This window comes from Ktedonosporobacter rubrisoli, assembly GCF_004208415.1.
Taxonomy (GTDB): Bacteria; Chloroflexota; Ktedonobacteria; order Ktedonobacterales; family Ktedonobacteraceae; genus Ktedonosporobacter; species Ktedonosporobacter rubrisoli.
Genome location: NZ_CP035758.1, coordinates 10761431 through 10776764 on the forward strand (window position 1 = coordinate 10761431; position 15334 = coordinate 10776764).

General features: G+C 50.6%; 10 protein-coding genes and 1 pseudogene. 4 read left to right on the forward strand and 7 right to left on the reverse strand.

The features are described from left to right. Nucleotides 1-56: 56 nt before the first annotated feature. From EPA93_RS45900 to EPA93_RS48885, 5 genes and pseudogenes are all read right to left on the reverse strand, one after another. On the reverse strand, nt 57-1118 hold the full coding sequence (locus tag EPA93_RS45900) for a thiopeptide-type bacteriocin biosynthesis protein (RefSeq protein WP_422877914.1): 1062 nt from the start codon (nt 1116-1118) through the stop codon (nt 57-59). A gap of 63 nt (nt 1119-1181) precedes the next feature. Then, nucleotides 1182-2437, reverse strand: a pseudogene (locus EPA93_RS50695) (lantibiotic dehydratase family protein); the annotation flags it as partial. Further along, the gene (locus EPA93_RS50700; RefSeq protein WP_165423839.1) at nt 2395-3405 is read right to left on the reverse strand and encodes a lantibiotic dehydratase; all 1011 of its coding nucleotides are present in this window, start codon (nt 3403-3405) and stop codon (nt 2395-2397) included. The pseudogene EPA93_RS50695 and the gene EPA93_RS50700, both read right to left, overlap by 43 nt. A 61-nt stretch (nt 3406-3466) precedes the next feature. Next, entirely contained in the window at nt 3467-4807 is a 1341-nt protein-coding gene (locus EPA93_RS45915) for a lanthionine synthetase C family protein (RefSeq protein ID WP_129893983.1), read from the reverse strand. 18 nt (nt 4808-4825) lie between these two features. After that, nucleotides 4826-4993, reverse strand: coding sequence for a hypothetical protein (locus EPA93_RS48885; RefSeq protein WP_165423840.1), 168 nt, complete (start codon nt 4991-4993; stop codon nt 4826-4828). Between the two features lie 274 nt (nt 4994-5267). Between EPA93_RS48885 and EPA93_RS45920 the strand changes: the two genes are divergently transcribed. The 4 genes from EPA93_RS45920 (at nt 5268) to EPA93_RS45930 (ending at nt 11538) form a co-directional block, all read left to right on the forward strand. Next, a protein-coding gene (locus EPA93_RS45920; RefSeq protein ID WP_242527276.1) for an IS5 family transposase occupies nt 5268-6132 on the forward strand; the annotation gives its coding sequence in 2 pieces (ribosomal slippage) (nt 5268-5651 and nt 5653-6132; 864 coding nt in all). A 299-nt stretch (nt 6133-6431) separates the two neighbouring features. Further along, the gene (locus tag EPA93_RS48890) at nt 6432-6593 is read left to right on the forward strand and encodes an FDLD family class I lanthipeptide (protein WP_165423841.1); all 162 of its coding nucleotides are present in this window, start codon (nt 6432-6434) and stop codon (nt 6591-6593) included. A gap of 240 nt (nt 6594-6833) precedes the next feature. Next, nucleotides 6834-8180: a lanthionine synthetase C family protein gene (locus EPA93_RS45925; protein ID WP_129893984.1), complete on the forward strand. Its 1347-nt coding sequence runs from the start codon at nt 6834-6836 to the stop codon at nt 8178-8180. A 136-nt stretch (nt 8181-8316) separates the two neighbouring features. Then, nucleotides 8317-11538 (forward strand): lantibiotic dehydratase, encoded by a 3222-nt coding sequence (locus EPA93_RS45930; RefSeq protein ID WP_165423842.1) that lies wholly within the window; start codon nt 8317-8319, stop codon nt 11536-11538. A gap of 170 nt (nt 11539-11708) precedes the next feature. On the opposite strand, the gene EPA93_RS45935 is transcribed toward EPA93_RS45930, so the two are convergent. Both EPA93_RS45935 and EPA93_RS45940 read right to left on the reverse strand, forming a co-directional pair. After that, nucleotides 11709-14000 (reverse strand): serine/threonine-protein kinase, encoded by a 2292-nt coding sequence (locus tag EPA93_RS45935; protein WP_129894857.1) that lies wholly within the window; start codon nt 13998-14000, stop codon nt 11709-11711. Between the two features lie 442 nt (nt 14001-14442). Continuing rightward, nucleotides 14443-15309, reverse strand: a complete 867-nt coding sequence (locus EPA93_RS45940) for an NAD-dependent epimerase/dehydratase family protein (RefSeq protein ID WP_129893986.1) — start codon at nt 15307-15309, stop codon at nt 14443-14445. Nucleotides 15310-15334 lie beyond the last annotated feature (25 nt).

A 15334-nucleotide genomic window follows, 5' to 3' on the forward strand; every position in this document is an offset into this window, starting at 1 on the left:
ACGAAATTTTAGGAGGGAGCAACTGTGACGACACTGCAGCCAGGCTATGGAACTTTTCATGTCTCCTGCTGAACAACGAGCGGTGCTTTTTCCAATCCTTCCCGTATGCGTCGATGCAAGTGGTAGGCCATTTGCTCTTCTTCTCTCTTCAGCCCTAGCAAGCGATTGCAGTGCATATGTACGAAGCTGCTATAGATTCCTGTTAGCGATTGACTTAGCTCCTGCTGAGATGCCGCTTCTGCTAATTGCTGTGCGATGCGTATCATACTAACGTTTTGCGAAGAGAAGATCTTCTCTATATGCTCTCCTCCTGCTAGAGTCGAGAGCGCTGCTGGAGCGCCGAGCAAGGCGCGAAGCTGTGCTTTGTAGTGTCGATAGGCTGCTCCTGATGCGCTGCGTGACTGAGCCCGTTCACGGCACCACTGCAAGCGCTTTACTGGCGTCAAACCTAGCTGTGCAAGCAAGGTATCAATGCTCAGGACTGCTAAGACGATGCGCTCCAAGGTTACGATGCGTGCGCTAAGAAGATATAAAAACTCTGCAGTAGTTATGCTATCTGCAGCAAAAAAAGCTTCTGCTGCCAGCATTCCTCCTGGTCCACCATAGCGCTCTATTTCTCGCTCATATACATCGAACGTGAATTTGAGGCAGGGACCATCCATCATCAGCTGGGTAGCCCATCTGCTGAGCTCAGGAGTGAGTTGGTGCATAAGTACTGTTGCGTTGCCACGAAAGCGTACGCGGATATGTGGGTCCGGATCAGCATAACGAAGAAAGTACCAATCTTCGGCCAGACCACGTTTCAGCGCCTCCTGGGCGAAGGTACGAATGGGGCCAGCGATCAAGTCATTCTGAAGCGATGGAGCGCAATACAGCTTAACATAGAGCCATTCGCTTCCCGGTGGATACAGACGTTGTTGATTGAAAGTGTTGAGAGAGATAGTGGAAGTAGCTATCTTGTCTACCTTCAATGCTTTGCGGGGCTGACGCAGTGCCAGTGAAATAACTAACTCGGGCATGTAGTGTCCCTCTGGCCCCTCAAGCCAGGCATGTCTGGGTTCAGGAAGCCCTTCCTGCAAAACCACACTTTTTCCTTGCTTGATCTTTTGTAAGTCCATACGAAGTATTTCTGCCTGTTCCTGGCATTCCAGATCCAGGAGCAATCGATGATCAAACTCGCCTAAGTAGACGTAGCGCGGGACGCTCCACTTCTCTCGCCATGTTCTGAGTGATGGCAAGAATTCTTTCGTCGATGCCAGTGCAAAAGCGTTCAGATGAAATGAAGAATGTATACGCCACTGAGCCAGGCGCAGGATAGTACGTCCTGTTTGAACGCGAGGGAGAAATGGAAATCCTTCTGCCTCCCCCAATGGAATTGACGCAGTTGGGGAGTCTGGTCCTGGCTTAAATCGCTCAAGAATCTAGCAATAGCAGGTGCCTGCAAGGGATCAAGCATATGCCCTGAACTCACGATGAGGTCACACTGTTTTGCAGTCCAGCGCGCGTAGAAGCGCTTGTTGCGCACACCGATGACGATTTCTTTTAGAGGAATGATCTGGGCAGAACTTGTCCCTTTGCTTACTCCATAAAGGATTTCATATCTTCGTGTGTTCGGACGCAATAGTACATTAGCAAGACGGCTGTCCCTGGGCATATAGACCAATTCGGCCCAGATAGAGCCAGGTGTGAGGGCTTCTTCAGTTGATGCAGTACGCCTGAGAGCTTCCGTAGCCTCCGCTCCCAGCAGATTGGAGAAGCGTGCCAGTGTACGGCCTGCTTGTTGAGTTCCTCCATTAGGGCCAATAATCAGATGAAATTGGCCTTTGTTAAGAGCTGTTAATGAAGAAGTTGCAAGTAACACATAAATATCTAGCGATGGAGGCGCTGTTTCCAGAGCCAGGTGCGATGGTTCAAGTGAAAGAAATGTCTTCTCATCAAGATGAAGGATAGACTGTCGATCACGCAGGGCGGTTAATGCGAGATTGAGGAGCACCTGTTCCCGCACTGATTGCGGTTTTTTCTCTTTCGTAATAGAGGCCTGTCTGTCGACATAATGGGCGGGAAGGCCTAATCCGATCTGGGAATCGAGCAACTCTAGGAGAGGGATCTCGCGATATTCACCATAGCGCTCAAGAAATGCGCGACGATACGTTGCAAGATAGAGATAGCCATCGGGTAAAGGAGAGAGATTTAAGAGAAGTTGTGCAGCAGCAGCTATTTCCTCTCCGAGCGATCTTGTGATCTGCTTCCCGGCGAGATCAAATGCCATATCAACATGCTGAAAGTGGCTCGAAACCTCCTTTTCCCCTTTTCCCTTTGGTCTGGAGGAAACGGGAAAGGTTCCCTGGACTTCTTCTTTTTTCTGCTGGCTATGAAGCTCATCAAGCATATAATCTATCTCTTTTGCTCTTTGCACGAGATTTCGGTACGTTGGCATGCTTTCTTCCTCTGGGGAAGGTTAGCCCAGGCCGTCAGGGCCTGCAAGTAGTCCTGCAATTCGCGAGCGACTGGAGCAATAGGGGGAAGCAGGGCGACACGATCTGCAAGGTAATGTGCGGGAGATTTGCAGCCGGTAAGAGGGGGCCGTAGATCAGTTAGCAGGAAGGTATGTTGCCAGAGCACCTTGAGTAATGCTTCAACGTTTTTAAGCGTGGCTCCGGGCGTAGAGGCAAGCAACATCTCTAGCAGATCTGTATAAAGGACAGGAGCATGAGCTATAGATAATGCGCGTATGGCGACACCGGTAGCCTTCATAGAAACCTGTGTAACTGACCTGGGCCTTCCTGAGGGGAGTCCTTCCTCTAGAAAAATTCTTCCTCGGCGCATTGTGAGAGCAGAGTTTGCTTGAAAATGAAGATAGGGCTGGACCGCTGGGAGGGCCTCAATTTTCCAGATGAGCTGCAGGAGCCATCCCATATCGGGGCTCATGTGCAGAGATGGGGCACAAGGTGCAAGAGAAAGGTTGCTGATCTCTCCCCAATGGGCAAGAGCGACTCCGGCAAAACATCCGTACGGCGTTGGTCGCGTTGTCATCCGGATGAGATAACGCAGCAGCTTTTGCTCACGATACAAAGAGGTTTTGTTGGCGGAAAGAGAACGCTCTAATTCGTCGAAGAGGTCGATGCTGCCTACTACTAGTGCCTGGCGCGCCGCGGGGTTCTGGAAAAAAGTAATAAGATGTGGATGGGGACTCTGCTTCTGATCCAGGCCTATTTCCTTACCTTGAGAGGGGCGCGTAGCGTCGATTTCATAAGGCGTAATTTGGCATGCATATGCCAAATAGTTTTCGATGGGAAAGCGGGGAGTGCGGACCAGAATCGTATCTAGCGGTACATAGAGTAGATCCTGATGCCGGAGGAAGGCCGGTGCTGGTAACGGGCTCACAAACTTATCGAACGATTGCAATACAGAGCTCCTTCTTTGCACATTCATAGATTTTGACAGAAAAGCGATAGAACCATGCCCCTCAAGATAAAAGGAACAAGCGATCCCAGTAAGGTACCATCGTCGTAGAGGTGGCAAGCAGTACCAGTATAATGCCTGCAACACCATTAAGAAGTGAGGGTTGATCAACAAAGATATCGGCTCTTTCTTGATCCCGATAGCCTAGTAGGGAATCTGGCTCATACAAGGAAAGCAACTGGCTCATCAGCGTATTGGTCGCTTCGATGAAAAGAGAATCTTCGGTTTCGTGAGCCATGCGTAGGATTATTTGGAGCAGTCCAGCTACCCCATGGCAGAATGAGGGAGATGTCAACTGGCGAGCAGCGAGTGGCCTTCGATAGACCGATTGCAGCGCACTGTAGGCGGCTTCTCGATAGCGCTCATTCTCTGTGGCAATTCCCGCAAGCCAGAGTGAGCGAGCCACGCCAGGAGTCCCATAGCACCAGGCTGTGCGGCCTGGCTTGAGCAGCTGGGAAGTGTTCTTTTCTGGCTCAACAGGAACTGCTGTAGGCCAGCCAACTCCCCATTCATCGGCTACCTGATGTGCAACCAGCCAGTCGGCGCTACGTCGAATAGCATGATCAATGCCTGGCACAGCAAGGCCGTGAGATTTTGCGAGGGAAAGCATAGCGAGTATGCCAGGAAGGCCATGGGCCAAACCACAATTCAGCGAACCGTCAGGATAGAGCTGTTGCCAATCTTTTTGTACACAAAAGCGGGGAGGAGTGTACCAGGCGGGTAGACCATCTTCCTCCTTGGTGAGCGCAATAAGGCCTGTCAGGATCTCCTGTAGTGTTCGTGCTACGTTTGCGTTTTGCCAACGAGGAAGTAAGCCAGCGCCAATACCAGACAGGCCGGAGACGACATCATAGAGATCAACAGGACCTCCATTTCTTTGGCGGAGTGCGATCTCAACTATAGAGTAAATCTTAGGCAATAAGCGTTGGTCGAGTGTAGCCAACACCCGCCGATAGCGAGTGCCGGCGCGGCTTAGAGACCAGGCTGCAAAGCTCAGGCCGCTCAAGCCAGAGAAGAGGCCGGCATACAGGCGAGCTTTCTTCGATGCTGCTTGCATTGCCTGCACGAGGTGCTGATGACCCGTCTGATCCCACCCATGTTCTGGATAAGACTGATCGAGAGTAGCACAGAGGAGCGCTAGACCTGCATGGCCTGCGGCCAAGGTCGAGGGCTGCCATTGCATAACGGCTGGAGAAGCGGATTGCTGAGGAACCTGTTGAATCGCCTTTGCCAGCAATGCTGTATCGAATAAACGCCTTGCCAGTTCCCCGGTGGTAGCATGTGCAGCCGCCACCAGGGATGAATCGGCGAGAATACGCCAGGAACGAAGCTGAGAGTCAAACATGCGTGGGAGAAAAGCGACTTAGCAACCTGTCGCTGTGCATGTTGGCGGGGGATCGTCCGGATCACCTGCAGTAAACCGGTGTTCTCCCTCACTAATAAAGGAAGCTATCTCCTGTTCTTCCTCTTCAATAAACTGAACGTCGAAATCAAATTCGTCTTCATCAATCCTTGGTTTATCCCGCTTCATGGAGTATTTCCTTCCCTGGTTGAAACTACATTTAGCATGCTCATATAAAGATTAATATGAAGAAATGCTTGCTGTCAAGAGGATATTTGGGCTAGAAAATTTTTAATCTAACGCTACTGCATGGTTAAGTTTCAGTAGTCCATTCTATCATCATGAATACAGTAATATTATGAAAGTTAGTGTTCTTAGAGTGTGTCCTAGCTAGAACAATGAGCCGATAGTTCAGAGAAAGGAGAGTTCAGCCGAAAGCACAACTCGAAAGGAACGAACCAAGATGTGTGAGCCAATCAAGCGAAAACGTTACCCGTCGGATCTGACCGATGCGCAATGGGAGCTGATCAAGCCGTTCATCCCAGCAGTCTCTGCCCAGGCCACAACGGCCCTTCACGAGCGACGAGAAATCGTCAATGCTATCCTCTATGTGTTGCGCACAGGCTGCTCATGGCGACAGATGCCGCACGACCTGCCCAATGGCAAAACGGCCCATCACTACTTCCGCATCTGGACGCAGGCGGGGATTTGGGAGCCCATCATGGCCCACCTGCGCCGACAGGTACGCACCCAGATGGGGCGGGACCCGGAACCCAGCGCTGCGATCATCGATAGCCAGTCGATCAAAACGGCTCCCGTGCCAGGAAGCGACAAGGGCTTCGACGCGGGGAAAAAAAATCTATGGGCGTAAACGCCACGTGCTCGTGGATACGCAGGGTTTCCTTCTGGCTGTCAAAGTGCATGCCGCCAACATCGTGGATCGCGTGGGGGCCAGGCTCTTGCTCAGCCAGTTGCCGCGCTCTTTCCCGCGTCTGTGCCACCTCTTTGCGGATAAGGGCTATACAGGACCATTGCTCGACTGGATTGCGCAGCGATTGCACTGGACCACAGAACTGGTGCCACAGGCTCACAATAGGTCCCATCAGCACTGGATCCTCGTGGACGGCCAACCGGTTCTGCTGCCCCGGCCCAAGACGGGTTTTCAGGTGCAAAGGAAACGATGGGTCGTCGAACGCAGCTTGGCCTGGTTCACCCGTTTCCGCCGCTTAGCTCGCGACTACGAAGGGCTCACCACCAGTTCAGAAGCCTTTCTTCAGCTCGCCTCGGTTCGGCTTATGCTTTCGCGCTTATCTCCTTTCCGCTACTGATTCTTGTGGTTAGGACACTCTCTTACAAAAATGTATCACTATATGGAACATTATCTAATATATACTTCTTGATGTGACACGTGTCACCTGTTCAAAACCAGCTCGTAAGCTGGGAGAGAGCGAAGTTCTGCTTTCCTATGGGGATTGTGCTGAATTGCCTTGGCCGAAAAGCTAAGGAGCAACGGTTCGCCTGAGCCCCTGTTTTTTGTAGCTGATTCGCATCAATGCGATGTTTTACTTTTTCATCGGTTGCAGGTGAAAGGGAGAAAACATCGGCGGCTCATAACAAGGAGATTACTATGTCCTTAGAAGACTTCGATCTGGATCTTCAACTTTCTGAGGAAGAAGGAAACAACAGCGCAGCGCAAGATCTTGACCTTCCCTTTGGTACGACAACGCCTACATGTACGGGCACCGTTTGTCACAACTCCGTTTGTCAGACCGATTGCCTCATTGACTAATAAAAGGCATTGACCTGGCGAGCGTACCTTCATGTTGATGTCAATGTGGATCTGATGGCCGCAGCACGGATTGCTGCGGCCATCAGTTGAGGTTATACCCACGATAAAATTTGATAAGGAGAAGCATGTTTGTGCTAGAAGGCAGCAATTGAAAAGTTCAGTATTTTTCTTCTGCGCAAAACTCTTTCGATTTCCAGCATCCAATAAAATATAGGAAGTGCCCAGTACAGGAGCGATTCTATGCATTTACCAGGCGAACGCCAATCATCCTCCTGGCAAGTCATGCTAAGGCCAGAGTTAGCAATATCAGCATTGGCTATTGCTAAACATATTGCCAAGCGCCTACGAGATCCAGAGGTAGTACTGACTGCAAACGAGCAGCTGAAATATCAGACTCCATATGCACAGTACTATCTCGCGCCAGACGATTCTTGCTACTCGGGACGCGCCGGGCTGGCCCTGCTTTGTGCGCAATTGGCTGCCGTCTTTCCAGAGGATGAGTGGGATGTGGTTGCTCATCAGCATCTACAAGCTGTGACTTCGATGCTATCCACACGCCCAACTACCTATTTCCGTACAGGAGCCTCTTCCCTGTGCAGCCTCCTCTTTGTGATTCTGCTATTAAGCCGAAATGGAACGCGTTATCAGCGCTTGTTATCTACTCTGGAAGCACAAACATTGCCAGAAGTACGTGCATTAGCGCAACACATCCTCGCTGAGCGAACGCACGGCTGCCACGCGTCCGTCTATGATCACCTTCACGGTCTGGCAGGTATGGGAACATACTTGTTGTGCCGGTGCCATATTCCAGCAGTTGCAGAAACGCTTCAGACTGTTCTTTCGGCACTCATTTACCTTACTGAGGAAAAAGATGGTATTCCACACTGGTTTACACCTTTTGAGCATATCGACGCCGAAATATTGAAGAAGAAATACCCAGAAGGTTACCTCAACTGTGGGTTTGCTCATGGAATCCCAGGGCTGCTTGCGCTCCTTTCGATAGCACGATCTTGTAAAGTTGAGGTACCAGGTCTGGAAAATGGTATCCGGCGTGCCGCCGATTGGCTGATCCAGCATCGAATGACGGATGCGTGGGGGATTAACTGGCCAGCAGTATTCCCTCTAGGAAAATCCTTCTCCCCTATCGGTGGGAGCCGAACCGCATGGTGCTATGGTATTCCTGGTGTCGCGCGTGCACTCTGGTTAGCTGGTCAGGCACTAGATTACGCTCCATATAGAGAAGCGGCTCTTGAAGGGATGTATAGTGTCTACCGTCAACCGGATACCACACGCCAGATCGAACCAGCAGGATTTTGCCATGGTTTGGCTGGACTTTTACATATCACATTACGTTTTGCCAGTGAGACACAAGATGAGAGGTTTGTGGAAGTTGCAAATACACTATGTGAACAATTTGTCGCAAACTATCAACCAGAAGCTCTGTTTGGGTATCGCGCTCTAGGGACTGGAAGATACCCAATGGATCTTCCAGGTCTCCTCTACGGTGCTGCTGGCAATGTACTTGTGCTTCTGGCGAGCGCCACGTCTCATGAGCCAATCTGGGATCGTTTGTTTCTCCTCACGTAAGGGGAAAGGCTGCTTTCCTTGTATATGCTGCTATGAAGGCCGAAGTGTACAGCATACAAGAGGCACAAGAGTGTGAGGTGATGCTGTGCGTGCCATGTTGTGCGATAGAGGCGTAAAAAGGAGTGTCCTACTTGCTATGAATTTTTCTGATCAACGATCATCCTCCGGCAAACAAAAGCAATCTCAAATACATCTCTATAAGCCCTTAGATTTTATTCAGGTGCGAGTTCCTCTTTTTCCTATAGAAACTTATCTCAGCTTGTCCGAGCCTGCATTGACGGGCTCCGTTACAAGTATGTATGCGCAAGACCCTCTTGTACGAAGAGCATTGGCTGTTGGGAGCATGGACCTCCTTGATGAGCTAGATCGCCAAGCATCTTCCCCTCAAAAGCTGGTACAGCGAGATCGTAAACTGTTACGCTATTTGATTCGTATGGCAACGCGCCCGACGCCGTATGGGCTCTTCGCGGGAGTTTCTCTGGCTCAGTGGGGGACGCAAACTCATCTGCGAATTGCAGATCAGCCAAGAGCACTATTTTCGCGTCCCGATCTTAACTGGTTGCTGCCACTGGTCTGGAAATTGGAAGCCATACCAAAGATACGGAGTCAACTGCGCTATTCGGCCAACGATGCTGCCTACATACGGAATGGCCGTATCTTTTTGCTGGAGCAACTACCCAAAGGCCAGCCCGATCAGCATGTGTCGGTCTCGATACGGGCAACATCCGTTGCCAGGTATGTACTCAAGCTTGCGCGCTATCCTATTTCTCATGAAGCTCTGGTACAAGAGTTGCTTACAGCGGCTGCTGGTGTTTCCGTAGCCAAAGCAGAAGAGCTTATTACAACGCTCTGGCAGCACACTCTGTTGTTCACCGACTTGCATCCCCCTCTTACTGGAGAGATAGCACCAATGGAGTACGTTTTACGGCGATTGGAGCATATACCGTTTGCGGAACCTCTCGTGTCTCTTGGGTGGGAGCTCTTACAAGCCCTGTCCCGATGGGATAAGGCCACCAACGAGGAGAGCATTGCATGCTATCGCTATGTACAATCCTGCATGCAGGCAATTGATGAGCAGGTGGAGACATTCCTTCTCTCTGAGTTGCCAACTTCTCCCAAATCCTCGGTTCAGAAAGAGAGGCGACGTCCATCGAGCGCTTTTGTCCAGACAGATACAACCTTATCTTTGCTCGATAAGCAACTTGCACGAAGCATAGGAGAAGAGGCTGCGGCCTTTGCAGAACGCCTTCTTGCGCGGCATGAACCCGGATATCTTCGCGCCTATCGCCAGGCTTTTATTGATCGCTATGGAACGAATCGGCAGGTTCCATTATTGGAGGTTGTCGATCCTCAGGTTGGCCTGGGGCTTCCTGCCTTTGAGCAAAAATATGTTTCATCTGAAGCAAAGCCTTTTCCAGAACGAGATCGTGAAATTTTACACCTGGCTCTAACGGCTTTACGCGAGCAACAGCTGGCAATCTCACTCGATGAAGAGAAGCTCAAACGTCTTGGGCTGGTTCCTCCTGACCGGAGAGCTAAAGCACAACGCTCACTGGATCTGTTTATTTCGCTTGCGGCTACTTCCCAGCAAGCGCTTGCCAGAGGAGAATATCAAATTGTCCTTGGGCCAGTCCTTGGAACCATGCAAGCGGGACAAAGCCTGGGCCGTTTTGCCTCCATGCTGGGTACTGAGGCGCTGCAGGCGTTAGAGAAAACTGAGCAATTGGAAGCCGAGCAAGATATTCCCCATAGCATTCGTGCAGAAATGGTGTATCTCTCAGCGAATCCGCGTTTAGTGAACGTCATGTTGCGGCCTGCTGTGCATAAACACGAGATAGTCTATGGCGTTATGCCAGGAAGAGAAACAACACGAGCTATTCCACTGAATGAGATAGTTCTGGGGGTACGCGATGAGCGTTTCTATCTCTACTGGCCAGGCCAGCAGACCGAAGTACAGATCTCGAATGAACATATGCTCAACCCCAAGCGAGCACCTGCACTCATCAGGTTTCTTGTCGATCTAGGCCTTGATGGAAGTGCTCATCTCTCGCACTTTCGCTGGGGTTCTTGTGCCAATTTCCCTTTTCTTCCTCGCCTGCAGGCGGGACGTGTAGTGTTCTCGCTGGCGCAATGGTTGCTAAGTTCCTCTTTTCACTTGCATGAACTGAGATTGGAATCTCCTGAGCAATTCCGGAAAAGCCTGGCACTCTGGAGGCAACATTGGCAAGTTCCTCGATATGTTTATCTGACCGAGGCGGATAATCGTTTGTTGTTAGATTTAGAGCATGCAGGGCAAATTGAGGAGCTACGTGCAACCTTGCAAGCGTTAAAGGGCACGGAGACGGTTGTTTTACAGGAAGCTTTACCCGGGCCTGAGCATGCCTGGCTGGAAGGGCCAGGAGGGCATTATCTTTCAGAATATATCGTATCACTCATCAAGCACTCCAGCGATGAGACAGGCCGGAATACAACCCGCCGCATGGTGCCCACAGTAGAGCAGCAAACCCAGATGAATGCCGTGCGCCAAAAAAGCCCTGGCAGCGAGTGGATTTTTCTCAAGCTCTACTGTGGGAAAACTTTGCAGAGTGATTTAATCGCGCAAGCACTACGCCCTTTGCTCAAAGATGTGTACGCTCAAAACCTCGCAGAAGAGTGGTTTTTCATTCGTTACGCAGATTCCGGGCCACATATTCGTTTGCGCTTCCGAGGCAGCCCGCAGGTGCTCACCTTACAACTTTTACCAAAGCTCTGTGCCTGGGCCTCTGAGCTAATATCCACTGGCCAGTGTCTCAGTTTCTCATTTGATAGTTATGAAAGAGAAATCGAGCGTTATGGTGGTCTGGCAACGATCTCAATAGCCGAAACACTTTTTTGTGCTGATAGCCGAGCAGTTATGGATCTGCTCTATTTGCAACAAGCACGTCTGCTGACGGTCGATGCGCAGGTGCTTGCAGTACTAACAACAGATGATATTCTGGCCTCCCTTGGCTTGCAGCCGATGGAGCGTTTGCAATGGTATCGTCAATTCATAGCCAATACCAAAGACGTTGGTGGAGTATATCGCCAGAAAAGTGCAGAGCTGCGCCTCTTGCTAGGGAGTGTAGACTCCATATCGGTACGTCCAGGAGGGCCCCAACTTCTCGATATCCTGAATACACGACGCACTTCCTTTGCCAGAGGCGGGCAACAGATCGCTGAAATTGCGACACGCCAGACCCTTCTTGAGCCATTTTCTGCTATTGTTCGAAGCATTGTCCATATGCATTGTAATCGTCTGGGGCTGGACCTGGAAGCAGAACGAGCAGTTATGGAACTGGCGCAGCGGACGTGGGTTGGCTTATTGGCCTCACACGAATAGCTTAAATCGTAGGATAGCCAGACTTACGATAATATTAGAATGGTCCTTCTCTGGTTGCGTCAATAACGAGAGAAGAGAAGCGATACGCTACCGAGATAGCCTTGCGTTTGGGTAAATCTCTCTCGTGCTTCTGGAATATGAGCGAGTATCTATGCTCTTTCTCTTTACTATCAGACTTGCCAGACTTGAACCTCGATGTCACTGCTTCCCTCTGCAACGAAGGCACTGAGAGCAAGTAGTTTCCCGTCAGGTGACCATGCAGGCGAAGCAAATGCCAGGCTATTTAATTGTACAAGCTCTTTTCCAGTATTTGCATCCCAGATATAGCCCTTGTCCCTGCCATCAGGATCGGTAGCACTCCGCCTTACAGAAGCAATATTATGAGAGTGTGGATGCCAGGCAACCTCATCAATTTCTCCTTGAATATACACATTACGACGCCTGGTTACTACCTTACCCGTCCTCACATCCACTATGTATATAGACAAATCGTTCATCACGCAGGCAAGCAATTGGCTATCAGTAGACCAGCGCATATCAACCATAACAGAGTCCTGGGGTACGCTTTTCAAGATATTAAGCTCATTTCCACTGTGGGCATCCCAAATATGCAGCAGGCCATCGACTGAATGGGCGTATGGATTGGTTGGAACGTAAGAGGCAATAGACATGCCATCGGGTGACCAGCTCAGATGCACATCTACCTCAGGCAGGCTCTGATCTTTTTTATGCTGATCCCAGTGTTTTGTATAGCGACATATCAGCTGCCCATTGCTACTGTCCCAAATATGAATTACCCCGTATCCACTCCAGGAAGCCACACGCTTACTATCAGGCGCCCAGGCAATCTTATTATCCGAGTCAAGAAAGGCTGCTATGCCTAGATCGCTATCCTGCCCTAGAAATTGGGAGATATCCTGCCCTGTACCGGCATGCCAAACGCGAAATCCCTCAGCGTCGTTTGTTGAGGCGATCATGCTCCCATCGGGAGACCAGGCTAGATGTACGGGTGAAGCCCCGCCATTTTGTTTCTGTTGTGCATACCATCGATAGATATATGTTTCATTATTATGTATGACATCTATTACGCGAATGACAGGATTCTGCTGATCAGTCGTATCTATCGTCGCAAGTAAGAACGTATTGCCTACCCAAACGCATTCACTTGATGCATTTGCGTCGGCGCTGGCATCATCAAGTTTATATGAAGATTGAGCGATTCGCTTCCCTGTGCTCACCTCCCAAACCTGTGTCCCATGAGCGGCTACTCCGCCGGTTGCGAGCATCTTTCCGTCAGATGACCAGCTAAGGTAGCTAATATTGCCCATTCCTTGAAAGGTCGCAAGCAATTTTCCTCCTGCTGAAGTGGCAGAGCGCTTGACGGGCTGCGGAGTGCTGGGAGGATTGATAGAGTTTGCCACAACCATTCCTCCGCCTATTACCGCCGCCAATGCAATCCCGCTAGCGCATATCGCGGTAATCACTGCCCGCCTGGATATTTGTGATGGCCTGGTCGACGACGGAGGCGTCGAAACCACGTGAGAGCCTGCTGAAGAGGGAAAAGGAACAGGAGGGAGTCGGCCGTTGTCGATAGAATGAGGCGAAGATGCCACGGGGAACGACCCGACAAACGCTTTAGCCTCAGTCCCAACACTTGCGCTTGCATGAATGAGCGCTGCAGCAAATGCCTGGACACTGGCAAAACGCGCAGCTGGCTCTTTTGCAAGTGCGGTCATAATAACCTGCTCAACGCGTGGAGGTATTTCTGGAGCTTTCGCGCGCAATGTAGGAGGAAGCAGCATCTGATGCCCGCTAATTATCTGCGAATCGGAACCCTGAAAGGGAGGCTGACCGCTGAGCCACTCATAGATCATGAGAGCAAGGGAATACTGATCGCTAGCAGGCAACAGCTGGCCTCGAAAGCGCTCAGGAGCCAGATAAGCAAGAGCCTTCCTGGGAGGATACTCGCTCTTTGGGGCCAAAGCAAGGACCAGATCCACTATGCCGGTATCATTCAGGACGAGCGTGCCCTCCTTGCTCAGAAGCACTTTTTCTGGCCTGATATCTCCATGTGCTAGTCGAGAACTATGCAGATAGTGCAGAGCATCTGCCAACTGCTTGACGTAACTGAGAACTTGCTCCAACCTTATTCGCGTCCCATACGGATGCACGCGGCGTAAGCTACCACTGGGAAAGTACTCCTGAAGTAAGTAAGGCCGGTCCCCGTGAACGGAGAAACCAGATAAGCGTATGAGATGCCTATGTGTGAGCGCGGCAATTGTATGGGCTTTGTGCTGGAAAAGCTCTCTCTGCTCTGTAGTAAGTTGCAAGGAGAGCACTTTGACCACCACAGTTGTATTAAGGCGCTCGCTCTTTCCCAGATACGTCTCAACAATTCCCCCCTGGCTCAGACAAGTTGTCAGCTGAAAATGATCGATCTGCTGACCTATCAAATTACTCATCCATTTAATCCTTCTTAACTCAGCTATGCCTGTGGCAAGCCTTCGTGACGCAGCCGCCCAATCCCTTGTGATAGCCAGAGCCTGTGACTATCACGAAGAGACCATCATTTATAGGAGAAAGTATTTCTTTGACCAGGCAAAATATTATTCACTAGAGTTTAAAAATCCAGGCCCTTGCGAGACAATACGTCCTTTTTGAAATTAAGAGATGCTAAAGCCAATCAGCCTCTCTCTTTAAGAGTATCAAAAGAGATGTTCCATCTAATGGAACATCTCACATGAGCTTGCTCTTACCAGGTCTGGATTCTTTAAGTGTTTTCATCCTTTGCTAAAATCCTTCCCTGGCACTTTTAGAGGAAGGAGTGGCTGGAGCGAACGGAACAGGACAAGGCCTTTGTTGGTTTTCTCCCTGTAAACAAGAGTGCTGTTAGCTAGTGTTTGCTTAAGCTCTCCTTTCCTGGGTGATCTGTGCAAATCCCTTCCGCCAACTGGGGTAGAGAGGATGCCAATGAAGAATCTGGCGCGCCTTAGCATTCGTTGCGCCACGTGCGGCACGTGGCCGCCCAGTAGTGATAGGTGGAGGAGGTGCTCCAAGACTGGTTGCATACACCGGGAGCCACGTGGTGCCTGGCGTGGGGTTGTCATCCACCACGTTAACAATTCCTTGCGGCCAATCGAGCGCGAGCAGTGCGGCACGAGCTGCGTCTTCTACATGGAGAAAAGAAGTAATTCCTTCATCGGCGGGCAGTTGCCTGAGGCGAACTTGTTCAGCGATGAAACCATCCGGGGCATACCAGGTTCCCGGTCCGTACAGTACTCCATAGCGGAGCACTACCCAGCGTTCTATCTCAGCTACCGCACGTTCTAGTGCTTGTACTCCCTTGATCGTGCTACGCCTTGGCTCCGGGGCTTCCAGATCCAGAGGAACTGTCTCATCCGCAGGGCTATTCCCCGGAGCGTAGATCCAGGAAATGCTTTGAGCGATGAAGCGGCGCACCCCGGCCTTATGGGCTGCATCCACCAGATTGCGCGTTCCTTCTCGGCGCATATATGCATTGGCTTTTGAATTTCTGGCGCTCAGATCTGTGAGCTGCTGGATGATCACATCTGGGCGTGCCTTGCTCACTAGCGCTGTGAGCTGTTCACGATCAAATACATTTACGACACAGGGAGTAGCACCGAGCTGCTCTAGCAACTTGCTTTTGTCAGCAGTTCGTGTCGTACCAGTTACCTCATGATTGGCGGCAACTAACAGAGGAATGAGTCGTTGCCCGATAATTCCTGTACCGCCTGCAACCAGAATCTTCATAGTGTCTTCACCTTTCATCTCTTGT